General features: G+C 52.8%; 24 protein-coding genes. 5 read left to right on the top strand and 19 right to left on the bottom strand.

Going from position 1 to position 23,711, the window contains the following annotated elements; genetic code table 11:
• The 6 genes from L21SP2_RS10425 to L21SP2_RS10400 all read right to left on the bottom strand — a co-directional run bounded on the left by L21SP2_RS10425 (nt 1) and on the right by L21SP2_RS10400 (nt 7,795).
• Nucleotides 1-777 carry an exodeoxyribonuclease III gene (locus tag L21SP2_RS10425; protein WP_024268473.1) on the bottom strand — a complete coding sequence of 259 codons (777 nt, stop codon included), beginning with the start codon at nt 775-777 and terminating at the stop codon, nt 1-3.
• A gap of 21 nt (nt 778-798) precedes the next feature.
• Nucleotides 799-2,871 carry an ABC-F family ATP-binding cassette domain-containing protein gene (locus L21SP2_RS10420; RefSeq protein ID WP_024268472.1) on the bottom strand — a complete coding sequence of 691 codons (2,073 nt, stop codon included), beginning with the start codon at nt 2,869-2,871 and terminating at the stop codon, nt 799-801.
• Nucleotides 2,872-2,877: 6 nt separating this feature from the next.
• Nucleotides 2,878-4,230 carry an SH3 domain-containing protein gene (locus tag L21SP2_RS10415; RefSeq protein WP_024268471.1) on the bottom strand — a complete coding sequence of 451 codons (1,353 nt, stop codon included), beginning with the start codon at nt 4,228-4,230 and terminating at the stop codon, nt 2,878-2,880.
• A gap of 239 nt (nt 4,231-4,469) precedes the next feature.
• The gene (locus tag L21SP2_RS10410; protein ID WP_024268469.1) at nt 4,470-5,375 is read right to left on the bottom strand and encodes a hypothetical protein; all 906 of its coding nucleotides are present in this window, start codon (nt 5,373-5,375) and stop codon (nt 4,470-4,472) included.
• On the bottom strand, nt 5,350-6,672 hold the full coding sequence (locus L21SP2_RS10405; RefSeq protein ID WP_024268468.1) for a LysM peptidoglycan-binding domain-containing protein: 1,323 nt from the start codon (nt 6,670-6,672) through the stop codon (nt 5,350-5,352). Before L21SP2_RS10405 ends, L21SP2_RS10410 begins: the two co-directional genes overlap by 26 nt.
• A 1-nt stretch (nt 6,673) precedes the next feature.
• Entirely contained in the window at nt 6,674-7,795 is a 1,122-nt protein-coding gene (locus tag L21SP2_RS10400) for a hypothetical protein (RefSeq protein ID WP_144082993.1), read from the bottom strand.
• A gap of 39 nt (nt 7,796-7,834) precedes the next feature.
• On the opposite strand from L21SP2_RS10400, the gene L21SP2_RS10395 reads away from it, so the two are divergent.
• The 4 genes from L21SP2_RS10395 (at nt 7,835) to L21SP2_RS17310 (ending at nt 10,946) form a co-directional block, all read left to right on the top strand.
• Nucleotides 7,835-8,776: a TIGR02757 family protein gene (locus L21SP2_RS10395; RefSeq protein ID WP_169730464.1), complete on the top strand. Its 942-nt coding sequence runs from the start codon at nt 7,835-7,837 to the stop codon at nt 8,774-8,776.
• 13 nt (nt 8,777-8,789) lie between these two features.
• On the top strand, nt 8,790-9,293 hold the full coding sequence (locus tag L21SP2_RS10390) for a ferritin (RefSeq protein WP_024268465.1): 504 nt from the start codon (nt 8,790-8,792) through the stop codon (nt 9,291-9,293).
• 82 nt (nt 9,294-9,375) lie between these two features.
• Nucleotides 9,376-9,537: a rubredoxin gene (rd, locus tag L21SP2_RS18085; RefSeq protein ID WP_024268464.1), complete on the top strand. Its 162-nt coding sequence runs from the start codon at nt 9,376-9,378 to the stop codon at nt 9,535-9,537.
• Nucleotides 9,538-9,779: 242 nt separating this feature from the next.
• A complete protein-coding gene (locus L21SP2_RS17310) occupies nt 9,780-10,946 on the top strand; it encodes an aminopeptidase (protein WP_024268462.1) in 1,167 nt (388 codons plus the stop codon).
• A 78-nt stretch (nt 10,947-11,024) separates the two neighbouring features.
• Here the strand turns inward: L21SP2_RS17310 and aroC are convergent, their stop codons facing one another.
• The 13 genes from aroC to L21SP2_RS10320 form a co-directional block, all read right to left on the bottom strand.
• Entirely contained in the window at nt 11,025-12,080 is a 1,056-nt protein-coding gene (gene aroC / locus L21SP2_RS10375) for a chorismate synthase (protein WP_024268461.1), read from the bottom strand.
• A 71-nt stretch (nt 12,081-12,151) separates the two neighbouring features.
• Complete coding sequence (locus L21SP2_RS10370) at nt 12,152-12,679, bottom strand: shikimate kinase (protein WP_024268460.1); 528 nt, start codon at nt 12,677-12,679, stop codon at nt 12,152-12,154.
• Nucleotides 12,680-12,950: 271 nt separating this feature from the next.
• Entirely contained in the window at nt 12,951-13,619 is a 669-nt protein-coding gene (locus L21SP2_RS10365) for a carbohydrate ABC transporter permease (protein ID WP_024268459.1), read from the bottom strand.
• The gene (locus L21SP2_RS10360) at nt 13,616-14,359 is read right to left on the bottom strand and encodes a carbohydrate ABC transporter permease (protein ID WP_169730463.1); all 744 of its coding nucleotides are present in this window, start codon (nt 14,357-14,359) and stop codon (nt 13,616-13,618) included. Before L21SP2_RS10360 ends, L21SP2_RS10365 begins: the two co-directional genes overlap by 4 nt.
• A gap of 44 nt (nt 14,360-14,403) precedes the next feature.
• Complete coding sequence (locus L21SP2_RS17305) at nt 14,404-14,715, bottom strand: hypothetical protein (RefSeq protein ID WP_024268457.1); 312 nt, start codon at nt 14,713-14,715, stop codon at nt 14,404-14,406.
• A gap of 130 nt (nt 14,716-14,845) precedes the next feature.
• The gene (locus L21SP2_RS10355; RefSeq protein ID WP_024268456.1) at nt 14,846-15,298 is read right to left on the bottom strand and encodes a hypothetical protein; all 453 of its coding nucleotides are present in this window, start codon (nt 15,296-15,298) and stop codon (nt 14,846-14,848) included.
• Nucleotides 15,299-15,361: 63 nt separating this feature from the next.
• On the bottom strand, nt 15,362-16,483 hold the full coding sequence (locus L21SP2_RS10350) for an NADH:ubiquinone reductase (Na(+)-transporting) subunit F (RefSeq protein WP_024268455.1): 1,122 nt from the start codon (nt 16,481-16,483) through the stop codon (nt 15,362-15,364).
• 12 nt (nt 16,484-16,495) lie between these two features.
• Nucleotides 16,496-17,089 (bottom strand): NADH:ubiquinone reductase (Na(+)-transporting) subunit E, encoded by a 594-nt coding sequence (locus tag L21SP2_RS10345; RefSeq protein ID WP_024268454.1) that lies wholly within the window; start codon nt 17,087-17,089, stop codon nt 16,496-16,498.
• Complete coding sequence (locus tag L21SP2_RS10340) at nt 17,089-17,712, bottom strand: NADH:ubiquinone reductase (Na(+)-transporting) subunit D (RefSeq protein ID WP_024268453.1); 624 nt, start codon at nt 17,710-17,712, stop codon at nt 17,089-17,091. The genes L21SP2_RS10345 and L21SP2_RS10340 overlap by 1 nt, the downstream gene beginning before the upstream one ends.
• Nucleotides 17,712-18,344 (bottom strand): RnfABCDGE type electron transport complex subunit G, encoded by a 633-nt coding sequence (locus L21SP2_RS10335; protein ID WP_024268452.1) that lies wholly within the window; start codon nt 18,342-18,344, stop codon nt 17,712-17,714. The genes L21SP2_RS10340 and L21SP2_RS10335 overlap by 1 nt, the downstream gene beginning before the upstream one ends.
• Nucleotides 18,341-19,582 carry an RnfABCDGE type electron transport complex subunit D gene (locus L21SP2_RS10330; protein WP_024268451.1) on the bottom strand — a complete coding sequence of 414 codons (1,242 nt, stop codon included), beginning with the start codon at nt 19,580-19,582 and terminating at the stop codon, nt 18,341-18,343. Before L21SP2_RS10330 ends, L21SP2_RS10335 begins: the two co-directional genes overlap by 4 nt.
• 261 nt (nt 19,583-19,843) lie before the next feature.
• Complete coding sequence (locus L21SP2_RS10325) at nt 19,844-21,190, bottom strand: AGE family epimerase/isomerase (protein WP_024268450.1); 1,347 nt, start codon at nt 21,188-21,190, stop codon at nt 19,844-19,846.
• Nucleotides 21,191-21,314: 124 nt separating this feature from the next.
• Nucleotides 21,315-22,307: a LacI family DNA-binding transcriptional regulator gene (locus L21SP2_RS10320; protein ID WP_024268449.1), complete on the bottom strand. Its 993-nt coding sequence runs from the start codon at nt 22,305-22,307 to the stop codon at nt 21,315-21,317.
• Nucleotides 22,308-22,490: 183 nt separating this feature from the next.
• Between L21SP2_RS10320 and L21SP2_RS10315 the strand changes: the two genes are divergently transcribed.
• Complete coding sequence (locus L21SP2_RS10315; protein WP_041401489.1) at nt 22,491-23,624, top strand: lipoate--protein ligase family protein; 1,134 nt, start codon at nt 22,491-22,493, stop codon at nt 23,622-23,624.
• Nucleotides 23,625-23,711: the final 87 nt, after the last annotated feature.

Below are 23,711 nucleotides of genomic sequence, written 5' to 3'. Positions count from 1 at the left end.
TTATCTGCTCAGATCTGTGTTCAGATCGAGGCTTACCGGGCAATGATCGGAACCGTGAATATCCTGATGAATATCAGCATTCAGCACCGAATCCCGGAACGCTTCATTCACACAGTGATAGTCGATCCGCCAGCCGATGTTCCTGTCCCGTGCTTTCATCCGGTAGCTCCACCAGGAATACTGCCGGGCTTCCTGGTTGAACATGCGGAAGGTATCAACAAAGCCCGCATCCAGAAAGCCGGACATCCACTCCCGTTCTTCAGGAAGATATCCGGGGTTTTTTTCATTGGATTTGGGGTTTTCCAGGTCGATGGGTTTGTGAGCCACGTTATAATCACCGCAGATCACCACATTCTTCCCCGAATCAACGTTCTTCCGGGCCCATGAGAGAACCTCGTTATTGAAATCAAGTTTATAATCCAGCCGCTTTCCTTCGGCCTGACTGTTGGGAAAATAGGCGCTGAGGAGAAAGAAGTCCGGGTATTCGGCAATCAGCACCCTGCCTTCATCATCGAAGCGGGGAATTTCAAACTGCTGAACTTCCAGAGGTTCGGTTTTGCTGTATATGGCAACCCCGCTGTACCCCTTCCGTGAAGCAGAGGAATAGTAACTGTGGTATCCCTGGGGGCTCCGCAGTTCTTCGGGCAGCTGGTCAGGATGAGCCTTGGTTTCCTGCACGCACACAATATCGCCGTTGCTTTCATTAAGCCAGTCCAGAAACCCTTTGCGGTGGGCGGCCCGGATTCCGTTTACATTCCAGGAGTAGATTCGTGTCATGGGGGAGAGAATACGGTATTCTTACGGCTTTTTCAACTCTTCCAGCCGGAGGGCAAGATCCTCCCACTCAAGGTGCAGTTCCTGCTGCTTCTGTTCAAGGCTGTCCAGGCTGTTCTGCAGGGCTGATATTTTTTCCCCGTCGCTGTAGTTCTCTTCCAGACTCATCTGGTGCTGAATTTCGGCCTGTTTTTCATCTCCCTCTTCAATGGAAGAAAGAACCTCCTCCTCCCGCCGCTGGAGTTTTTTCAGAAGGGAACGACGCTTCTTCATCTCCTCGTGACTGAGTTTTCCGGTTCCATCCCCGGCTTCCTGCGGCCCGGGGTGATTACCAGAGGAAGCGCCGGGGTGATAGACAGAGGAAGAGGAAGATGAAGCAGAAGCAGACGCGGAAGAGTCCGCGGCTGAGGCGGCTGCCCCTGCTGCGGGCCCGCTTCCATGGTTGCCTGAGTGAGATCCGGAACCGAATTTGCTGCGGTACTCCAGGTAATAGTCAAAATTCCCGGGAATATTGTGTACCTGCCGGTAATCCCCTTCGGCTTCCGGCAACTGCAGCTCGATTACCCGTGTTGCCAGTTCCCTGATAAAAAACCGGTCGTGGCTTACAAAGAGAATGGTACCCTCATAGTCTTTCAGGGCATCCAGGAGCACTTCCTTGCTGGTGAGATCCAGATGATTGGTGGGCTCATCCAGGATCAGAAAATTTCCCGGACGCATGAGCATTTTTAAAAGGGCCAGGCGGTTTTTCTCTCCGCCGCTGAGCACGGAGATGGGCTTGTAAATGTCATCCCCCCTGAACAGAAAGGCTCCCAGCATCCCCCTGAGATTGGGGTACAGTTCGGTGGGGGAGGCGGCCTCCATCTCTTCCATGATGGTCCAGGAGGTATTCAATTCGTCTTCCGATTCCTGGGCGAAGTAGGCCATCTCAACCTTGGATCCGTAGCGAATCGTACCCTGATAATTCCGGTCCCGGCCGGCGAGAATTCTCAGAAGAGTGGATTTTCCCACCCCGTTGGGTCCGATCAGCACCGCCCGGTCCCCCCGCTGAAGCTCCAAAGACAGGTTGCGGTAAATATGCAGATCCCCGTAGGACTTTTCTATATTGTCGGCCTCAAGAACCATATCTCCGGAACGGGGGGCCTGAGGGAAGTGCAGATGCATCCGTTTCATGCTTTCGGGGATCTCGATCCGCTCGATCTTGTTCAGTTGTTTGATCCTGCTCTGAACCTGGGCGGCCTTGCTGGCATTGGCCCGGAAGCGTGCGATAAAATCCTCAAGCTGCTGAATCTCCTGCTGCTGCTGTTCATACTGTTTAATGAGAATTTCCATTTCCTGTTCACGGAGTCTCTCGTAGTGACTGTAGTTTCCCTTATACAGTTTGATTTGCCCCATGAACAGTTCGGCAACCTGATTCACCGTATCGTCAAGGAAGCCCTTATCGTGGCTCACCATGAGAATTCCGCCATGGAAACGGTTCATCTCGTCGGCCAGCCACTGCCGGGCATCCAGGTCCAGGTAGTTGGTGGGCTCATCCAGAAGCATCACATCAGGGTTCTCCAGAATAATCTTGGCCAGGGCAATGCGCATCTGCCATCCGCCGCTGAAATTTCCGCAGTCCCGGTGAAGGTCATCCGTTTTGAACCCCAGACCCCGGATGGTGCGCATGATGTACTGCTCCCGCTGATAATAATGGCTGGAGGCGATCCGTTCGCTGATCTGGTGATGCTCTTCCAGCAGTTTGCGGGTTTCCGGGCCTTCGCTGCTGTGATGCTCCAGCCGTCGTCCCAGCTCCTCCAGACGGGCTTCATCCTCCTTGAAGTGGGAGAATGCGGTTTCCAGTTCATCCTCCAGGCTTCTGCCCCGGTGTTCAATGCCCGACTGGGGAAGATAGCTGATGCGTACGGCCTTGTGGCTGCTAACGTTGCCCCCTTCGCTCTGCCTCAGGCCGGCGAGAATGGTAAGAAGGGTTGATTTTCCGCTTCCGTTGGCTCCGGAGAGGGCGATCCGCCCCCGCTCAGGGATGCGAATGCTGACGTTTTTGAGAATTTCCCTGTCTCCGAATGAAAGTTTCAGAGAATCGGCCTGCAGTAAAATCATACGCCCTTACTCTTGAATGCTGAAGAATATCACGAATGGGGTCAGAGCCTGTTTCAGAATGACATTCCGGTCGATATTTTCTCCGGGCACAAATTCAAGCTGAATTCCCTGATCGGTTCTCCGGTAGAGGAAATTCAGACTTTCGGAGATGGATATGCCGGGACGTGTGATGCTCACTGCTCCGTCATAGCTGCTCCGGAGATCTCGTGCAAGATACAGATTAAAGGCCAGATCCCCCCGTCCCTGAAACCATGACGGAAGAATGCTGGAATCCAGGGCGTTGTATCCCCGCCATTCAAGACTCCCGTCTTCGCTGAATTGCATGCTGCCGTACTGGCTGCTGCGGAAACTTTTTCCCATGGAGAGAAAGGCTGTTTTCACATCTTCCCTGCGCTGCCGTTCATTTTCAATGATCTCGCTCACATCCCTGTCAATGCGCACCAGGCTTTCCTGAATGGTTTCTCCGTCTCTGGTGAACTGGATGGAAATGGAATTTTCGCTGAATGTGGTGATCTGAAGGCTGGTTCCCGCAACAACATATTCTTTATACCTGGCACGAAACACCTCCTCATAGGGGAATTCCGCAGAGATCTCCCGGGTGTTTAAAGTGAAGGTCCGGTTTTCCCCGTCATGTTCGAAACGGTATTCATCCTTGAAGCGGGTCAGATCGTACACGTTGTCGTTGATCATCCAGGCGAAATAATCGGGACGCCATACACTGTTCAACACCGCATCCAGGAAGGCATCTTCAGAGGCAGCGGTCTTCTCCGTGGAGACACCCTGGGCGTCAACCACATCCAGGCGATAACCGTAGACATATCCCCGTGTTCCGTCTGAAGTAAGAATTTCGAACCAGTAATCCTCCAGGCCGCCCACGGGTACAACATCTTCGCTCCGGGAAATGATTTTGGCCTGTTCGCCCTGTCTCATCCGGTAGATAATGGAGCTGGATGGACCGGTGCCCATGCTGTCACGCACAGGAAGAGCCTGAATCTCCGCCACGCCGAAGTAGGGGGCAAACTCGGCGTAGCGTTCCCTGGCTGATTCCAGCTCATCCCGGTCATCGATCCTGCGTACTCTCCAGGTTTCGGCTTCAAAAATCTGCTCTCCGTCTTCCTCTCCCCCGGGTACATAGCGAAGCTGGTAGCTGCCCCTGAGTTCGGATTCGGATAAAATTTCCACTGCAGCACCGCCGGGTATATCCAGATCTTCCGGAGCCCACAGAAGAACTCCCCGTCCAATGGCCCGTGGACCGCATGAAACGACGCTAAGGAGGAACAGAAGAAGCAGGGCGACAGGCATCCTGTTGAAAACGGATCCGGTCCGGGTAAAAGAATGTGAATATACATTACGAATCATGAATGGCTCCTGAAGATTCTGTGGGGATCGCTTGCCCTGCAGGGGACTGCTCTGCAGGGAATAGTCCTATAGAGCACTCCCTGAAGAGAACTGCCCTATGGAGATCTGGTTTAATTGCTGGATTGTACCCAAGAACCGAAAAAAAAACCACCGCCAGGATGCAGGGAAATTAATCCGGCATGGGGGGGGAGAATCCGGGAAGGTATGGGAGGCTGGGGTGGGGGTGAATCCCGCACTGCTCAGTAGATGATCAGAATTCTGCCTTCCCGCAGCAGCCTCCGGTTGTTCTCGCTGTACAGCAGAACATCCGCATCGGCGGGAGGAATGAGGGGATCGGAAGGGGTAATGCCGAACAGACTGGTGGCGATAATTCTGTAGGGGTTGTCCCCGATCCGTTCCCGGTGTTCCGATTCATCAAACCCCCGGGTGTAGGCGGCAACGCCCCAACGGGATGCATACTCGGGATCCAGGCGGTTTTTATCGGCCACCACCCGCATATTCTCATCGTAGATTACCGGGAACAGAGCAGGTTCCAGAGCTGCGCTCCGTTGTTCGCCGTGAACCGGAAGCTCACGGCCGGCATATATCACAATTCCGCTGTAGTCCGAACCCGGCTGCCACTGCAGAACCTCATTCATGGGGAAACTGTTCCCGTGGCGAACCAGCTCACCGCTGAGACGGGGGTACAGTTCCAGCGCATAGCTGCTGTGCAGTACGGGTACCGAGGGATCCGGGCGGACAGAGACATGTTCCGCCGTTGCACTGAGGTTTTCTATGAAGGAGATAAGTTCCGGTTCATTTCGCAAAGTATCTTCCAGACTGTTCCAGGAGTCTACCTGGACATTGAGAAGCTCCCGGAAAAGGATGTCCGGCAGCCTCCGCTCGATTTCCAGCTCGGCACTGTAGAGGGCTGCGGGAAGGTTATATCCCCGGTCATCCACCGTTCTGGATACGGTTACCCGGAGAATACCATTCTCCCAGTCCATGCTGCTGTCAACTCCCATCTGGGCGTTCAGGCTGTGAAGAGGGAGCAGGGCAGGAAGGACAAAACAGGTCATTATGACCAACAGGAGGAGTCGAAGGGCGGCAGCTGGCGAATCGGGGATAATGTGCTTCATCTCAATTACTTGTATCGGCAGATTCATCCGCCAGCCTGAGCTGCATCCCCGCATGGATAATATTATCCTGCTCAAGGTTATTCAGCTTTCGAAGGTTCTCCAGATCTATTCCATGGGATCTGCTGATGCTCCAGAGGGTATCGCCGGGTTTCACCGTGTAGTATCCGGGACCGGAGGGTTCCCGGGTTTTTCTCAGACTCCCCAGGGCGGATCGGACGGCACTGGAATATCGCCGGGGAAATTTCAGTTCATGGGCACCGCCGGGAATAATTCCGTCAAGGTACTCGCCGTTCCCGGCCCGGAGAATCTGAAGAGGTACGCCGGATTCCCCGGCGAGTGTGGTCAACTCAATTTCAATTCCCGGACTCAGGTGCTCCCAGTGCAGGGGGGCAGACCAGTTGAGACGGATGCCGAAGCGGCCCGGATATGCGGCGATAACCGAGGCGGCAATGTACCGGGGAATGTAGTTCGCGGTTTCTCTGCTGATATTTCCCGCTTCCCGTACATAGGGCTCTCCCTCATCCTGTATATCAAGACTCCAGAAAGGTGACAGGGTTTCACCCGGTGTATCTGCGGGGTTCGGCGCCGGGGCAGAGCCGTTGCCGGTGCCCCGGCGGTTCAAGGCGGCAAGGCTTCGGCTGAGTCTGCCCAATCCGCCGTTGTAGGCCGCCACAGCGGAAATCCAGTCGCCGGTTTCTCTCCGGTTGATCATCAGTTTTTCCATGGCCGCTATGGTAGATTTCCGGAAATCAAAGCGCTCATCAAATCGCGGAAAGGTTTCTGATCTGCTCAGCCAGGGAGCAAGGGAGTTATCGGCAAACTGCCACAGACCACGGGCACCGGTGCGGCTTTCCGCCATCACGTCAAAGGAAGATTCAATGTATGCCACCGCCATCAGTTCCGTGGGGACTCTCTGCCGGAGAATTTCCGAACGGATGTAGTCCCGGTAGAGTTCCGAACGGATCATTGCCGACCAGTGGGCGGAAAGGCTGTCATTCCGGGTCCGTTCGTCCAGCTCGGCAATTACCCGGGGATGAAGGAGATCATGCTGGGAAAAACTGGCGAACATCATGGGACCGGCATGGGTCTGTAATGACGGAAGAGGGGAAGCAGGTGCTGACGATTTGACGGAGTGTTCTTCCCCGGGGCCCGGCCCGTTTTCCCATGCGGCTTCAGGATTGTTTCGGCGGGGGAGAGAGTGAATTCCCGTTGGAGAACATATCAGGAAGAAGATCAGTATCAGTTGTACTGCATGGATGGAGCCGGGGAGACCGGAAAATGAACTGAAGGGTCTCCCGGAGCGCAGTTTTCTGTTGGGTATCAAATTAGAGCGTGTCTCCAAAATAAATTCCTGCCCACTCCCAGTTTCCATGTATTTCAGGATCGGCAGGATAATCCACCTTTCTGAAGTAAAAATACCACTCCGGAATCCGGTAACTCCACCCCCAGGTTTTCAGATATGCTTCCTTTTCATTCAGAATGGTGAAGTCGGCGGAAAAGGAGATGCTGCGGGCTGCATTCAGAAATGTTCCGATATTGAAATTCGGACGGCTGTTGAAGTCCGACGGATCCTGCAGCCAGCTCATGGCAAAGAAATTTTCCTTGGCCCGGTGGCGCTCAAGCCTCCAGTCCTGTTTGTAATAGAGTGATATTTTGATGTTATCCACCAGAGTATCCAGGCTGGGTGACGTCCAGTCCTTGCTGTTATTCCGGTGAAAACTCAGCTGTTCCTGCACTGCTTCGTGGATGTCCGGCGCTCCGGGCACCCGGGTATCCGGATAACGGGAAAATTCCTCAAGTGCCGCAAAATACTCACTGAATCGTCCGTCATTGCGGTACTCTCCTGCCAGTCGGTACCAGGTAAGACCGAGGTCAATCTTTTCGGGAAACTCCCGTATGAGCTGCCGGTAGTACTCGATTCGTTTCGGCGGGTCTGTTTCCTGCCGCAGCAGTCCCTGAAGGGCGGCAAAATGGGTGGAACTGGTTCCTCTCCTGACATCCGGATATTCACTGAGAATCCTGTTGTAATAATACTGGCTGAGGCCCGGCTTTTGCCCGGCGTAATGATCTCCCAGAATCTGGAGATAGTATGCCATATAGGGGTCGTCCCCCTGGTCCATGCTGTATTGATGGATAAAGGAGCGCAGATCATCGCTTCCCCGTTCCCGAGCAATTTCAGCGGTAAGCCGCTCCATCATCACAAACCTGCTGGCAAAGTCCTTTTCTTCCATGAGTCTTGCCAGATAACTTCGGTATTCCGGACCCAGGAATTCGTAGCGGGGATAGCTGTTTGATCCTGCGCAGGAGGTGAACAGGATGAGTCCCGTCAGAAGAATTGCGGTAAAAAATCTCCGGGATCCCGTCCTCATCCGGGCGTTGCTGGAGAACAGACGCAAGAGGGCGCCGACGATCATCTCTTTTGTGCCTGACCTGCCGGATGTTTTCATGCTATTATATTGATGTTCCGCCCTGGAAGGCAGAAAGGAATGCAGTTTCATAAGGAGATACTACCTCAATTGCCCAGAGCCCTCAAGATAATATCACCTTCGGCGGCTGCGGTTTTCCGGAAAAAACTGGATGCCCTGTACGATCAGCTGAACCAAAGCCGGTTCATACATCCCGATCCCCTGGAGGCGGCCCTGAAGTTTCCAGAAGCAGGAGACCGGGAGATCGCCGCATTTCTTTCGGCAATGTTTGCCCTGGGAAGGGTGGATCTGATCCTTCAGACTCTGGATACGCTGTTTACTCATCTTCCCAATCCCCGGAAAATGCTTCTGGAGCTGGACCCTGACAATATTCCCCGACAGCTGATGGGAATAATTCCCCCCATGAAATACCGTTTCTTCAGTTATGCACGAATTCTGCTACTCATTTCTTCCATGGCAGTGGTAATTCAGAAATTCGGTTCACTTCAACAGGCTGCGGCGCCGGTGCCTGGGGAATCTGAAGAGGCAGTGTACCCCGGGCTGGCTGCGGCCATGAATCTCAGGTATGCGCTGGAGAGGGGGGCGGAAGATCAAATCAGACGATTTCCTGAGCTCTTTCAGGGAGAAGATGGAATTCCCGGAATTATCGTGCCTGAGGTGAAGCCCCCCTTCCACCGCAGCGGTGCAGCCAAGCGGATGATGCTTTTTCTGCGGTGGATGGTTCGCCGGGATGAAGTGGATCCAGGAGGCTGGAATATTCTCTCTCCTGCCGACCTGCTGTACCCCCTGGATACCCACATGATGAGGGTTACTGCAGAGTTGGGCCTGCGAAGCAGAAAATCTGCGGATATGTCCACAGTGATTGAAATTACCGATAATTTCCGCATAATAAATAGTGAAGACCCGGTGAAATATGACTTTGCCCTTACCCGCACCGGAATTCACCCTGAAACACGCTCCCTTCACAGAGCGGAAAGTTTCTGGAAAGATATTATCAGTTAATAGGAGTGGTGTTATGAAAATACCCGCAAAAGTTGAAGCAGCCATCAATACACAGATCAAAGAGGAATTTGATTCGGCCTATCTGTATTTAGCCATGGCGGCATGGTTTGAGGATCAGGATCTTCCGGGGTTCGCCGTCTGGATGCGTTCCCAGTATCAGGAAGAGCTTGAGCATGCCCACAAGTTTTTTGATTATCTTTTTGAAAGGGAAGGACGGTCCCTGGTGCCATCCATTAAAGAGCCTCAGAAGGAGTGGAAATCTCCCCTGGATGCCTTCCGTGCAGCATATGATCATGAGCAGTATATTACTTCCTGTATTCACAAACTGGTGAAGACCGCCCGTGAAGCCGACGATGTCGCCAGCGAACGCTTTCTGGACTGGTATGTGAACGAACAGGTGGAAGAGGAATCCACTGCAATGAACATTATCAAACAGCTGGAACGGATTGAGGGTTCCAAATACGGCCTGTTCATGCTGGACAAAGAAATGTCTTCACGGGGAACACTTGATGAATAGCCCTCAGGCTGTTATCTTATAGAGCATAACCGAGATGAATGATCATTCAATTTGATGATTCACGCTTAACGAGGAGCGCTCCATGCAGAAATATGTATGTGAAGTGTGCGGATACATTTACGATCCCGCAGAAGGTGATCCTGACAATGGTGTGCCGGCCGGAACAGCTTTTGAAGCTCTTCCCGACGATTGGGTGTGTCCCATGTGCGGCGCTGAAAAGGAAGATTTTTCACCTGAAGATTAAGTTGTAAGCCGCTCCTCCGGGAGTGGCTTTTTTTTTGACCGGAGAGTTACTTCCCCTTTCTCCGGTACCCGCCAAGAAACAGGATCCCCTTGAAACTCATACCGATTAAAACTGAAAGCTTCCCGATTTCTCTGAAATACACGAAAGTTTGCCCAGCGGGGAATATAAGCGCAGGAAACAAAAGTGCAGGAAACAAAAGTGCAGGAAACAAAAGCCGGACCATCCCGGGGAAGGCGCTTTTCATGATTCTTGCCGTGGTTCTATTCAGTTCCTGCTATTATGTGGAGCAGGGGAGTGTACTTTTCCGCAACCGTCTTGCCGCACAAAGCAGAAGCGCTGCACTGAAGAGCGCCGATGAATCCCGGCAGGAAGAGCTGGAAAGGTTTTTTACCGGGGTTGAACGGATCCGGGATTTCGGAGTTGAACGGCTCGGGTTGAATGACAACGGGAATTACCGGAAGTATCTGGAACTTGACCGGGACTATCTGGTGGCGGTGGTGAATGCCGCTGCTCCTGACAGCCTGGATCCCTTTCTCTGGCGCTATCCGTTTCTCGGACCCGCTCCATACCGGGGCTATTACAATCCGGAGGATGCTGCCCGGGAAGCCCGGAGACTCCGGGATAAAGGATACCATGTGTTTGTCCGGAAAGTTGACGGTTTCAGCACCCTGGGCATTACCAAAGATCCGCTTATTTCCTTTATGACAGAATATGATCAGTTCAGGCTGGCCCGTCTGATTTTCCATGAGCAGATTCATGCCAGCTTCTGGGTAAAGGGACATATTTCCTTTAATGAAGAGCTTGCAACCACTCTGGGAGATATGGCCGCGCTGGAATACATTGAATGGTATTACGGTACAGACTCCCGGGAGTACCGTTCCGCAGAGGCGAGTATCCATGATTCCCGTCAGTTCGCGGCAGATATGCGAACCCTTTCCCGGGAGCTTGAGATCCTCTATGAGTCCTTCCCGGAAACATTCAGCGAGAAATCTCCCCCGGCCAGTGCTGCCCACCCCCCATCTGCTGACCGTGCCCCCGAGCAGGCTGACGAACAGGCCCCCGAATCATCCCACGAACAAACCCCTGAACGAGCTTCCGAACTGGAAGCTGCCCGTGAACGGATTCTGGAGAGGTTCCGTGAACAATTCCGCATAAGCTATCCTGAGCGCTATGAGGGAGATGCGTACCGGAATGCCCCGGAACTTGAGCTGAACAATGCATTCCTCAGTCTCTACCGAAGCTACAGCGGCCGGGGGCCTGGGTATCAGGCGCTCTATGAGCGGCTGGGATCGGTATCTGCGGTTCTTCAGACCCTGGAGACTGCCATGAAGGACCCCGAATCCATGAATGTAACATACCGCAAAGGGGACGATCCCTACACGATTATTGAGCAGCTGCTGGAATCATGATATTTCTGAGCCGGCGCGGGGCTGAACCGCCCCGCTGCACCTGGGGATCCGGACTTCCGGACGCCCGGGCCCGATGAATCAGATATGCATTGCTCCCAGCCGTTTTATATGATCCAGAAGTACGATGGAAGCCATGGCCTCCACCACCGGGATAATCCGGGGACAGATGCAGGCATCGTGACGCCCTTCTGTGCGTATTTCCTGCTCCTTTCCCTCTTTGCTCACAGTTCTCTGTACTTTGTTGATGGAGGAGGTGGGTTTTACCACGATCCGGAAGATAATTTCCTCCCCGGTTGATATGCCTCCGATAATTCCGCCGGCATTGTTGGTAATGAATCCGTCAGCGCTCATCTGATCATTGTGTTCGCTGCCCCTCATATCCGCGGCGGCAAAGCCCTTGCCGAATTCTATCCCTTTTACGGCACCGATTGAGAGCATGGCCTTTGCAAGTTCCGCATCAAGCTTGTCGAAGACCGGTTCACCCAGACCGGGATCCACACCGCTGATCCGGCATTCAACGATCCCTCCCATGCTGTCTTCCTCATCCTTGATTTTGCTGATGATCCTGTTCATTTCTTCCGCAGCCTTCATGTCCGGGGCCCGCAGCGGATTCTTCTCAATTACCTCAGGATCGAAGCTGGAGATTTCAATACCTGCTGTGCGGCGGGTGTATGCAAGAATGTTCACCCCTTTGTCCCGCAAAATCTTTCTGGCCAGGGCGCCTGCTGCAACACGTCCGGCGGTTTCTCTTCCGCTGGCTCTTCCGCTTCCCCGCCAGTCCCGTATGCCGTATTTTCTGGAATAGGTGTAGTCCGCATGACCGGGACGGTACAGCTCTTTAATGTCATTGTATGCGCTGGGCTGGGCATCCTTGTTGTAGAGAATCATCATCAGGGGAGTACCGGTGGTTTTCCCTTCAAATACCCCGGACATGAAATGAACCTTATCCGGTTCCTTCCGGGGGGTGGTGATGTAGGACTGGCCGGTTTTTCTCCTGTCCAGTTCTTTCTGAATATCCTCCAGTGTGATTTCCACGCCGGGGGTGACGCCGTCAACGATGACTCCCACTGCGCCGCCGTGGGATTCTCCGAAGGTTGTTATTTTATAAGCCTGCCCGAAGCTGTTTCCTGCCATAGCCGTATCTCCTATCCCGGGTTATTTCCGTGTGCACAATTTTATTCCGTTCATTGTATATGTTTATGTGCTTATATTCTATCAAGCAGCTGCTGAAGAACCTCTTCCTTGTCCAGTTCGCCTGCACTGATTACCACATCAGCGTGTTCAAGCCCCATGTTTCTCCGCCGCACATACAGGGACCTGAAATGTTCCCGGGGTGCGTCTGACGAGAGAAACGGCGGGATGCCGTGTTTGATAATTCTGGTAAACAGCAGCTCCTCCGGGCTGTCGATGAATATTCTCAGCGTTTTCGGACTTTCGTCTCTCTCCGCTGCTATCCGTTCCATAAGAGAAGGATTTTCCATGGCTCCCCCTCCGCAGGCAATTATGCAGTGGGGGTCGCTGATGGAGTCATAGGCAATGCATTCCTGTTCCTGAAACCAGGCCAGCCCTCGTTCCCGGTACATGCTTCTGATATCCGGATATTGGGGGTGGGAAGATGCGATGCGGTGATCCAGGTCGAACCATGGAATGCCAAGCTGCCTGGACATTCCCTGAGCCAGAGAAGTTTTGCCGCTGTGTTTTAACCCAAGGAGTATGTAGCGTTTATTCTGCATGGTCCGGTTCGCTTCTCCTCGGGGGCCGGCAAATAGCGTCCTTGGCCGGTACATTGCATCTATACAGCAAAATGCATAAACCTGATGATCAAATCAACCTCATGTACGGCCGGGTACTTGGGTAGAGCAATGATCATAATTATATACCATATAATAAAATACCATTTTCGATCACAGCGCCGGATTGAAATGTTCCCAATTCGTGATGCCGTGCGACCTGTATGAATATACGATAAATTTCCGGAGAGGGCAACGCACACGGGGTAATATTTTATCGGTTTCCCATGCCTTTGCCGCTGCCCCTGGCAAGCCCGGTGTGGAGGGCTCCGCTCACTTTCATGAAAATCACGGCCGGTACCGGAACCGCCTGGGGCAGGAGCACCGAATAAAATATCCTCAACGGTCCCGCTCCGTCGATCATTGCCGCTTCCTCGGGCTCAACGTCAATGCCCATGAAGTATCCTCTGAGAAGCCAGATGCTGAATGGTACCGTGGCAATGGCATAAGAGAGAAGCAACCCCGGATAGGTGTTGACCAGATTCAGCTTAAGAATCATCAGGTAGGTGGGAACCAGCATTACCGAGCCGGGGATGAGCTGGGTGAAAAATATGCTTAACAGGATGGAGTTGCGCAGACGGAACTTCCAGCGGGTGAGGGCATACGCCGACAGGGTGGCAATGGAAACGGCCAGGCCGGCAGTAACCCCGGTGATTGCGAGGGAACCGCCGATCCACAGCAGAAAGCTTCGCTCAGTGAACAACTGCAGATAGTTTTCCAGAGTGGGTGAATCGGGGAAAAGACTCAGCCCGGTGGTGAGGATCATGTTGTGGGGCCGGAAACTGATGCTGATCACCCTGAGAACCGGATAGAGGGTGATGAGAGCGGCCACGATAAGAATCGAGTATGCCAGAAATTTGAGGAACGGCGGAAAACGTCTCATCGTTTGGCCTCCTGGAGAAGTCCGCTGTAGCGGATGGGAATTATCACCATCAGAAGTACCAGAAGAGTGTTCACAATGGCCAGTGCCGAGGAAAAGCTGTAGCGGTTGAAATAGCTGGCGGCCCGGAAGATGGCAAGGGACAGCAGATGGCTGTTTTCCAGCTCCTGGGGGTTCATGAAGTAGGGCACCCCGAAATTATTGAAGCTGTAGATGGCGGAAAAAAGCACCGCCGGGAGTACCGTGGGCAGTATCAGGGGCAGGGTCACTGAAAACAGCCTGCGCATACGGCTTGCACCGTCCAGTTCAGCTGCTTCAAGGCAGTTTCGGTCCACGCCCTGCAGCGCCCCAAGAAGGAGTATCATCATAAAAGGGACTCCAAGCCACAGATTCACCAGATTCATGGAGACGAAGTTCCAGAACGGATCGCTCCACCACGCAGGACCTGTGGCAACACCCGGGAGAAGCTCAAGAACCTGATTTATGAAACCGAAGCTGGGATGAAATTCATAGCGAAGAGTCATCAGAGAGATGGTGCCGGGAATGGCCCAGGGCAGAACCTGCATCCACTTGAAGAAGCGGGCGAAGCGGATGGGTGCATTCAGGCTGAGAGCCAGTATCATCCCCAGCAGCACCTGGAAGAAGGTCTGGATTCCCGTCCACAACAGGGTTCGGGCCAGTATTATCCACAGTCCGTCACGCCGGAGGATGGGGCCGGTGAACACGCCGATCATATTTTCCATGAAGAGGCTCAGGGATAAGTCGGGATTTCGAAAATGGAACAGATTCATATTGCCGAAACTGAGAACCACCGTATACACCAGGGGAAACCCATGGTCACTCCCAGGGCGAGGATGGGAACGATGATAAGAGCGGGTACAATGGGATGTTTGTGGACAGTTCCGGTCTTTGTGCTTCCGTGCAATCGGCGCAGAATCGGACCTCTGGGAGGTTTTTTTGAAGAGTCGACGGTGCCGCCGGCTAAACCGGCGGAGATCCGATAGATCACAGTTATAAGAACTGCAAGGAAGGCGGAAACGGCAATGCCGGAAAAAAGAATTACCAGTACATTGCCCGGCAGCGCTGATATCTTATTCACTTCATGTCTCCGGTCAGGCATGTGATGGCCGGGGCGGTTCAAAAGTGTATATTCCCTATGAAAACGCCTGGTACAGCAGGGCCACATGGTGAACCGGAGAAGAGAATTTGTCAAATAATATCAGAAAAAATCAGAGAATCAGTACCTCTTTAATGAGGGCAGGCTCCATTCTGAAGGTTGAACCCTTGCCCTCAAGAAAATGAAATTTCCTCAGCATATGGATGTTCATCTCGGTGAAAAGCAGCGTCTTGCCGCTTCCCTTGAGCTCTACTTCCACGTTGATTTTGTGAAACACTCCGTCTCCGAATGGGGAAGGAAGATAGCCCCTGGTTTCATCAGTACGGACCAGCCAGGTGTCATCCACGGTAATGGGCTCGCCCAGACCGGTCTGTCCCTTTTTCATCAGGTATTCCAGCTTCTCAGCAACTGAATCAAAGGTGATATTCAGTTCAGCAAACAGCTCTTCATCGTGTTCGATGATGTCCGCCAGAGGCCTGGTGTCCTCGCCCAGGAACCCGTCGGCGGTGATCACTCCGGACTGCATGTTCGCTTCGGCTTTGCTGTAATCTGGTGTTTGTTTCATGGTTGTCTGCTCCTTATAGAACAGGCCGCCGGAAAGTGAACTCCCGGCGGCCGTAATGGTACATTATGCGAATTTATCGAAATATATGCGCTCTTCCTGCATGTCGTTATCCCGCATAACCACCATACAGGCATCAAGCATGCCGGGACTTCCGCATAAATACCCTTCTTTTTCGGCATCCTTCAGTTCATCGGACTTCAGGTATTTATCCATCACGTCGGTAATCAGGCCGGTTTCCCCGGTCCAACCGTCACCCTCCTGAGGTTCGGAGAGGGCGGGAATGAAGTGAAACTTGGGATACTTCTCTTCCAGTTCCTTGAGCCAGTCCATGTAAAAAATATCCTTGGTGGTTCTGGCTCCGAAGAAGTACCACACTTCCCGAGTTTCTATGCTGCCGTCATGGATCATCTGGTTGAAAATGGACTTGAAAGGCGCCATTCCCGAACCGCCGGCAACACAGATCATGGGAGCATCGGTTTTCTGCACCTTGAAGTCCCCCACAGGGGCTACAATATTGATGCTGTCACCCTCTTTCAGGTATTCATGCACATAGGTTGTGACAATACCGCCGGGCACCAGACGGATAAGAAACTCAAGATGTTCTTTATCCTGTGGGTCCGAGGAAAAGGAATATGCCCGCTGAGTGGCTTCTTTTACCTTTCCGTATTTGGGAGCCTCAAACTGACCGTATTGTCCGGCCTCGTATTGAAGATCCGTTCCTTCGGGGAGTTTTACCAGCACTTCCTTAATGTCATGGGTGACATCGGTAATCTTCTCAATTGTGGTCTTCACCTTTTTAATGTTGAAGAGGCTTTCGGGGATCTCAATGGAGAGATCCTGTTTTACCTTTACCTGGCAGGAGAGGCGTACATTATCCGCAATTTCTTCCTTGGTGAGGTAGGGGGTTTCCGTGGGAAGGTGGGGGCCCACATCGCTGGTGACCTTCACCTTACAGGCTCCGCAGCTTCCCCGGCCTCCGCAGGCGGAGGGTACGAATATATCCTGTTCCGCCAGGCTGAGAAGCAGAGGACTTCCGCCCTTTACCTCCACATCTTTTTTTCCGTTGTTGATGTCGATCTGCACTTCACCGTAGTTGTTAACGATCTTATCGGTGATGGAAATCAGCGCACCCAGAAAGGCGCTCACTGCGCCGATGGCCACGGGTGCAAGTAACATAGTTGCCATGAGATCTTCTCCTTACTGTACCTGAAGCATGCCCGAGAATCCGATAAACGCCATGGCCATAAAGCCGATGGTGATCATGGTAATTCCCGGACCCTGGAGTCCCGCGGGAACCGGGGCCTTATCGGTTTTCTTCCTGATGGCCGCAAGGGCCAGAATGGCCAGCCACCAGCCCAGACCGCTTCCCAGGCCGTATATGAGGCTCTGGGTGAATGTGTATTCCCGGATTTCCATAAAAAGGCTCACACCCAGGATTGCACAGTTTACGGTGATCAGGGGAAGAAAGATCCCCAGATTCATGTAAAGTGCGGGGCTTAAACGGTCAATCACCATTTCAAGGATCTGAACCACCGCCGCAATAACGATAATAAATACGATAAAGCGGAGGTACACAAGCCCCAGGGGTTCAAGAATGAAGTTCAGAACCGCCCAGTTCACTCCTGCGGTGATCACAAGCACCAGGGTAACCGCCATTCCCAGACCGTTGGAACTTTTCAGGTCCTTGGAAATGGAGATAAACGAACACATCCCCAGAAAGTTGGCCAGCAGAATGTTGGATGTAAAAATTGATGCAAAAAACAGGGAAAAAGGATTCAATACTTCACTCATTAGTTACCTCCCTGGGCTTCGCCCTTGAGCATAATCGATTTGGCTATCCATAAGAGTATTCCCACCAGGAAGAAGGCGCTGGGGGCCATCACCATGATGGTCCAGTTGTATCCGCCTGAGGTAAACGCAAGGGGAAGTACCCGGAAGCCGAAAAGCGTACCGAATCCCAGCAGCTCCCGTACAAATGCGATGAGCATGAGAACCGACATATAGCCCAGTCCTGTGGTGAACCCGTCCCAGAAGGAAATGAGGGGCGGATTGCTCTGGGCGAAGGCTTCCGCCCGTCCCATGATAATACAGTTGGTGATGATCAGACCCACATAGGGGCCGAGATTCTTGCTGATCTCAGGACTGAAAGCCTTGAGCAGCAGATCCACGATAATCACATAAAAAGCAATGATCAGTGTCTGTACAATCATCCGCACCTTGCGGGGAATTAATTTCTTGATGATAGATATGGTAAAACTGGAAAACGCCGTTACCAGCGTTACTCCGATTGTCATAATGGCGGTGTTGGTCAACAGGTTGGTAACCGCCAGAGTGGAACAAATCCCCAGAATCTGAATAAGGATGGGATTGTTGTCCCAGATGTTGTTTTTCAGTACATCTTTGGCCTGACCCATTACATACCTCCCAATATTGAGTTCATTTCTGCTGCCGCCCGGGAGACAATCGTCTGCATGGACTCGGATGTTCTGGTCGCACCGGTAATGGCATCCACCTTGGCATCGTCTTTATTGTCGTCGCCTCTGCCGTCACCTGATGCAAGAGCGAGTTTATCATTACCGGAGGCCACGTCCTGGGGAATGGCCTGGTTTACAAACTGTGAGGAATACCAGTCCTCGGTGATCCGTCCGCCCAGGCCGGGTGTTTCATTCTGATCGATCACTTCAAGACCTTTGAAGCGGGTAACATCCTCATTAAACCCGATCACCAGTTCGATGTTTCCCCACAGACCCGCGCCGTTGGTCTGGAGGGCGTACACCGTCTCTCCTTCCACGTTTGCACGGTAATAGGTGAGGCCCTCTTCACTGGTCAGTTCGTTGACTTCCTCGAACCTGCTGAACACCTCGTTCCTGTCCGCGGGATTGAAGTCGATTCCCAGGGCGCTGAGCACCGCACGGTTTGCTTCAAGCCGCTGATTCTGCTCCACAATATCCTTGGTGCCCTCATTCGCCAGTGCCAGCAGAAATACAAAGGCGAAGGTTACGATAAAGCTGAAAATGATTGTGTAAATTAGGCTGTTCTTGTTCATGCTTTGGCCCCCTCTGATGCGGGCTTGTTAGATGCCGTCTGCTTTTTGGCCGTCGATTTCTTGGCCTTTTTCTTCGGTTTGGGAGATATCTCATCCAGCAGGTTGGCGAAGGTGTTGCCCATGAGAATACCGAAGCTGGTACCTTCGGGGAATCCGCTGAACACCCTGATAACAATGGTTACCGAGCCGATAATAATTCCGTAGAGAAACTGAGCCAGAGGCTTGTTGGGTCCGGAAACAGGGTCGGTGGACATGAACACCGCCACGTAGAAAAGAGATCCGGAGAACAGGAACTTGGTAATATCCACGATCTGTTCCAGGAGCGTCTTCCCTGCGGGGTTCATTAACGCCCCGCCGCTCAGATCGGCGATAAATCCTGCATAGTAGAAAATGGTGGTCAGTACGGCTGCGGACAGCAGCGTCATGAGTATCATCCGCCAGTTGGCGGTTTTGGTCCACATAAGGTAGATAGCTGCAATGATAATCAGGAAAATTGCACTCTCACCGATTGAGCCCACCCGACGTCCGAAAAACAGATTCCCAAGGGTGTTATCATTGATATACTCTGCGGACTCCGGAAGATTTTCCGAATCCAGTCCACGGTAAATCTCAAGGGGAGTTACCGTACTCACTGCATCAACTTCCGGCTGAAGCACTCCGGCGTAGGAGGTAATTACATAGAGGGCAATGGTTACTGCGATAGAACCGAAGATGGTGATTTTCACCAGGCCTTTTTTCTCATAATTCCGGGTAATAATCAGATATGCTGCGGCTACGATGAGGATCATGAACACCGCTTCGATCAATGCGCTTCCCTGGGTCTGACCGTTGATGCCCAGGGTTCCGAAGACGCCCGGGATCATCCATGTGGTCTGCATGAGAAGCGGGAATGAGATGTATGTAAAAATACGGCCTGTTATGGCCGGATTGAACACGTTTCGTCCGAAACCGCCGTATACGCCCTTTCCCATCACCACAGAAAACACCGATGCTACCGCCGCAACCCACAGGGGGACCGCAGGAGGAAATGACATGGCCAGCAGGGCTGATGTGACAAGTACGGCTTCGCTGACTTTTTTATTCCGCGCTTTCTCCATGATGAATTCCGAAAGAATTCCCACGCCGAAAACTACCGCCGTTACTGCTATCACCCGCCATCCATACAGATAGATGGAGTACAGGAAAATAGGTATGAGGGAGTATAATACCTTCCTCATTATCTGTTGTTTCTGAAACACGATGCCTCCTCAACGATCACTGCTGCTTTGGTATTTGAAATAATGCTGATGTTCATGGTTCAGTATACTGCATCACTCTTTTCTTGTGTATGCCAAACCCGGATGCAAACATTAGTAAAAGACTCAGTTATATACATGAATGATAAGATATAATTACATTTTTATCAATAAAAAATTATCGTGAAATTGCCCCGGGACGGGGCTCCGGTGAGAAGGCTCACCGGAGGTAAAAATTGGTGAGTTTAAATTCCATGGGTGAGTTTAAATTCTATGAAGAACTTCGAGCATTGCCCGGACATTATGATACGGGGTCTTCCACATTCCGGCCATGTCCCGGCTCGTATCGGGCTGATTGTACTCATCGGTACGCCAATGCCACTCTCCCAGGGCGGAGGTCTGAACATGTTCGATAAAATTGATGATCCGCCACAGTTGTTCAAGAGTACTTCTCTCTTTATGCATACGCCAGGCTTCTCCAAGACCTGCGGCCGCTTCCGCCTGTACCCACCATATTCTGGATGAATCCTCTGTACCTTCATGGGTTTCGTTGATCATGCAGCTCAATTCCAGCCTTCGGGCTGCATCAGGAAGTTGTGCTTCAAATGATCGCAGTCCCTGAACGGCGGCGGTGAACAGCTGCTCCGGGCCCGGTGAGATAGGATTGGGGTCTAATTCGGACGGGAGAATTTCCATGGCTTCCCGTATGAGCCAGAACGCTTCAATGTCATGGCCGAAAGAGTTGGGTGCCCCAATTGCCTTCCAGTCCCGGGTGAAATACAGCTGAAGATGTCCGCTGTCCCGGTGGGTAATTTTCTGCAGGTGAAGAGATACAAGCTCCTCCAGGGCATGAGTGACGGTTCCGGACCGGGAATCCCGGGTACTGCTCCCTCCACTGAAGCTGCCGCGCATCCGGAGCATCTGTGCATAGCAGCTGAATGCTTCAAGGATGTGGAGGTGGGTGTTCATTGATTTCGCACAGGGAATATCCGCATCGGAGAGGGAGACATCCTCCTGGGGAGTCCAGTCCCGGCTGCAGGCGTCCCAGTATCCCCGGTATTCCGCATCCTGACCCCTGTTGTGAATGAGATCGAAGGTTCGATGGCACAGTTCCAGCACTTCTGGATCGTCCTCTGCTTTCAGATATTCGCTCATACCGTAAAGAGCAAACGCCTGACCGTACATCTGCTTGTGACTCTGATCCGGCCTTCCCTCGGGGGTAATGGTCCAGAAAAAGCCCTCATGCTCTCCATCCCGGAAACCCGATGTGAGAGTTTCCTTCGCCCATCTCATGATATTGCGAATTTGTTCTGCAGATTCCAGCAGCCCCGAAAAAAGAGCAGTTCCTTCGGGCGATTTTTGATCCGGCGCTTCATTCAGAATGGTGTTGAGCCGGGAGAATGTCCACAGCAGCCTGGATATCATCACCAATCCTCTCGACGCATCCGGGTGAGATATCCCGGCGGGGTCAACCCGGGGAGGAATGCTTCCGTCGCTCCGGGCTGCGGAGAGCCAGAAAGGCAGAATATGTGTAAGAACCTGGCTTCGGCAGATTTGTCTGATCTCTTCTCTGAGTTCGGTTTCCGGGGCGTTTGAAAGGATGCTGTTCATATTGGTATTGAATCACGAAACCGGTTTCCCTGTCCACTCCAGCCTGTCCCAAACCGGAAAAGAGCGGAAACGAAAGCGAAGCAGCGGTCGGCTGCAGTATCGGACTGTTGGCTGCAATATCGGACTAGAGACTGCCCCGCACCACAAGTTCCGCAGGAAACAGGGACATTTCGGGTTCACAGAGGGGGTTCTCCAAGCGCTTCAGCAGAATCCGGATCAGCTCTCCACCCATGGCATCCACCGGCTGACGCAATGCGGTAAGACCCCCGCGGATAAATTCGTTATAGGGAAAATCGTCAAACACGCAGAGCCTTCTATGCGGTTCAGGCTCGTCCTCCAGGGCTCTCAGGCTGCTGAACAGCAGATTCCCCCCGCCTGCAATAAACAGGGAATCTATGCCGGGATTCTTATGAAGCATGAGGCGGATGCTTTCGGCGGCGCTGAGCTCATCCAGTTCGGAAACGGAAACGGCATGGCCGTTTATTCCGGATTTCTCAAGCCGGTCAAGAAAACCTGCTTTCCGGGAGCGGTAATGGGGATACGAATCCGGACCGCAGATTATCGCCGGAGATCTGCAGCCGGCGGAGAGAATGTGCTCCGTCATCCGGGCTGCGGCTTCATAGTTCCGGATATCAACAAACCATCTTTCATAGCCTTCTCTCCGTCCCAGCATCACATAGGGGATTTCAGCGCCTTCAAGCCGTTCCATTGCCTGCTCATCCAGCAACTCTGCTGAAATAATCAGACCGTCAACCTTCCTGTTGCTGATAACCCTGTCAACCAGCTCACCCAGCATCCCCTCATGTGCTTCAGTCAGCAGCTGGATCCAGTAATCCCGGGCTGCGGCCTCCCGGCTGATAACCGCCAGCATGTGGGCCCAGTATGCACCATTCACTGAATTGTCCGCTCTGTGGGGAATGAGAACTCCGATGCTCCGGGTTCTGGAGTAGGCAAGGGCCTGAGCGGAATAATCCGGGGTATACCCCCGCTGTTTGATAATGGACAGAATGCGTTCTCTGGTTTCCTTTCCGATGCCTGCCCGGTTATTGAGCACCTTGGACACCGTTCCCTTGCTCACCCCTGCTTCCCGGGCAATATCCTGGATGGTTATTTTCATGAACAAGTTCTCCCGCTGTACGATATTCGTACATTGTATGCGAAATTTTGGGAAACCCGAAGGTTTTCATGGACGATGAAGGCGGCTGTGGGTATTTTTTTCCTGAATGCTATTTCCTAATAAAATAATATTTAGTAATATGCTCAGGTATAAAGCGGATTAATGTTCGGCAGATCATGGAGCATGCAACAGCTCAGGATGCGGAACGTCCACACGGTATGTGTTGATACGGTTGATCCGTACACCAATCTCAGTCTCGAAGAGGAACTGTTCGCTTCCTGCAACTGGCAGGAGGGGGAGGAGTTCTTTTTGCTTTATGTCAATGAGCCTGCGGTGGTATTCGGCAAGCATCAGAATCCCTGGAAAGAGTGCAACGTGCAGCTTCTCGGGGAACGCGGCATTCCCCTGCTGAGGCGAATCAGCGGCGGCGGGACGGTATACCACGACCAAGGGAATATCAACTGGAGCTTTATCGGTCCCAAGGAAGGCTTTTCCCAGGAGGAGAATCTCGAGATTATCAGACACATTGCGGCACGCTTCTCGGACTTGAGTGAAGCCGATTTCACTATTGGCGAACGGGGCGACATTTTTTACCGGGAACTGAAAATCAGCGGGAACGCCCTCACATTCAAAGGGAACACGGCGCTGCATCACGGTACGCTGCTGATCAATTCCGATCTGGATTCCCTGGGATCTTCCCTGAGAGGCTGGGAAAAACGCTTCGCCGTACGGCTGGACGGCCCGGCGGTGAATTCCAACCCCTCGGCGGTGACCAACCTGTCTGCACACAGCCGGGAACGCCTGGGCTTCCCGGAGTTTTACGCTGCAGCGGTAGATTATCTCCGTGAGACCGGCGCCCTGGCTGGGGAGGCGCAGGCCCCTGGGCTGAGTGAGTCGGTGATCAGGCGGATTACGGAACACCGGTCTGCGGACTGGACGCTCAGGCGCACCCCGGATTTCAGAATCTTTCCGGTGTACGACTGGCTGCCCGACCGGCCGCACGACCGGGAAGGGATGAATCGGGAAGGAGCGAACCAGGAAAGAGCGAAGGAGCAGCCGGCCTGGCTGGTACAAAAAGGGCGTGTGTACGACCCCGACGGCAGCGAACGTTACGATTTGTGTTCACCCCCCGAATTACTGAATGATGCGCCGGGTGAAGGGCCGGATATAAAACCGGATACATCCGCGAATACAATAACGGATGAATCGCCGGGGAAAGTGCCCCATTCCAGGGTGCAAGACGCCGGCAATGTTTTCGGGCTCACGGAGTTTGAAGCACGATTGGCCGCACTATCCCTGGAGGCCGGAACAGATTGATCCGGCGGCGGGCGGGGGGATATCCCCCGAAAAAAAAGTTGAGCTGAACTATACTAAATATATAGAGGGGAGATGTTTCTGCAGATC

This window comes from Salinispira pacifica, assembly GCF_000507245.1.
Classification (GTDB): domain Bacteria; phylum Spirochaetota; class Spirochaetia; order DSM-27196; family Salinispiraceae; genus Salinispira; species Salinispira pacifica.
This window is presented reverse-complemented; position numbering and strand designations above follow the sequence as displayed.

What these genes read in the sequence shown, in the direction of transcription:
- L21SP2_RS10425 (WP_024268473.1), bottom strand. Translation starts at nt 777, where the DNA reads ATGACACGAATCTACTCCTGGAATGTAAACGGAATCCGGGCCGCCCAC.
- L21SP2_RS10420 (WP_024268472.1), bottom strand. Translation starts at nt 2,871, where the DNA reads ATGATTTTACTGCAGGCCGATTCTCTGAAACTTTCATTCGGAGACAGG.
- L21SP2_RS10415 (WP_024268471.1), bottom strand. Translation starts at nt 4,230, where the DNA reads ATGATTCGTAATGTATATTCACATTCTTTTACCCGGACCGGATCCGTT.
- L21SP2_RS10410 (WP_024268469.1), bottom strand. Translation starts at nt 5,375, where the DNA reads ATGAATCTGCCGATACAAGTAATTGAGATGAAGCACATTATCCCCGAT.
- L21SP2_RS10400 (WP_144082993.1), bottom strand. Translation starts at nt 7,795, where the DNA reads ATGAAAACATCCGGCAGGTCAGGCACAAAAGAGATGATCGTCGGCGCC.
- L21SP2_RS10395 (WP_169730464.1), top strand. Translation starts at nt 7,835, where the DNA reads ATGCAGTTTCATAAGGAGATACTACCTCAATTGCCCAGAGCCCTCAAG.
- L21SP2_RS10390 (WP_024268465.1), top strand. Translation starts at nt 8,790, where the DNA reads ATGAAAATACCCGCAAAAGTTGAAGCAGCCATCAATACACAGATCAAA.
- rd (WP_024268464.1), top strand. Translation starts at nt 9,376, where the DNA reads ATGCAGAAATATGTATGTGAAGTGTGCGGATACATTTACGATCCCGCA.
- L21SP2_RS17310 (WP_024268462.1), top strand. Translation starts at nt 9,780, where the DNA reads ATGATTCTTGCCGTGGTTCTATTCAGTTCCTGCTATTATGTGGAGCAG.
- aroC (WP_024268461.1), bottom strand. Translation starts at nt 12,080, where the DNA reads ATGGCAGGAAACAGCTTCGGGCAGGCTTATAAAATAACAACCTTCGGA.
- L21SP2_RS10370 (WP_024268460.1), bottom strand. Translation starts at nt 12,679, where the DNA reads ATGCAGAATAAACGCTACATACTCCTTGGGTTAAAACACAGCGGCAAA.
- L21SP2_RS10365 (WP_024268459.1), bottom strand. Translation starts at nt 13,619, where the DNA reads ATGAGACGTTTTCCGCCGTTCCTCAAATTTCTGGCATACTCGATTCTT.
- L21SP2_RS10360 (WP_169730463.1), bottom strand. Translation starts at nt 14,359, where the DNA reads ATGGAAAATATGATCGGCGTGTTCACCGGCCCCATCCTCCGGCGTGAC.
- L21SP2_RS10355 (WP_024268456.1), bottom strand. Translation starts at nt 15,298, where the DNA reads ATGAAACAAACACCAGATTACAGCAAAGCCGAAGCGAACATGCAGTCC.
- L21SP2_RS10350 (WP_024268455.1), bottom strand. Translation starts at nt 16,483, where the DNA reads ATGGCAACTATGTTACTTGCACCCGTGGCCATCGGCGCAGTGAGCGCC.
- L21SP2_RS10345 (WP_024268454.1), bottom strand. Translation starts at nt 17,089, where the DNA reads ATGAGTGAAGTATTGAATCCTTTTTCCCTGTTTTTTGCATCAATTTTT.
- L21SP2_RS10340 (WP_024268453.1), bottom strand. Translation starts at nt 17,712, where the DNA reads ATGGGTCAGGCCAAAGATGTACTGAAAAACAACATCTGGGACAACAAT.
- L21SP2_RS10335 (WP_024268452.1), bottom strand. Translation starts at nt 18,344, where the DNA reads ATGAACAAGAACAGCCTAATTTACACAATCATTTTCAGCTTTATCGTA.
- L21SP2_RS10325 (WP_024268450.1), bottom strand. Translation starts at nt 21,190, where the DNA reads ATGAACAGCATCCTTTCAAACGCCCCGGAAACCGAACTCAGAGAAGAG.
- L21SP2_RS10320 (WP_024268449.1), bottom strand. Translation starts at nt 22,307, where the DNA reads ATGAAAATAACCATCCAGGATATTGCCCGGGAAGCAGGGGTGAGCAAG.
- L21SP2_RS10315 (WP_041401489.1), top strand. Translation starts at nt 22,491, where the DNA reads ATGCAACAGCTCAGGATGCGGAACGTCCACACGGTATGTGTTGATACG.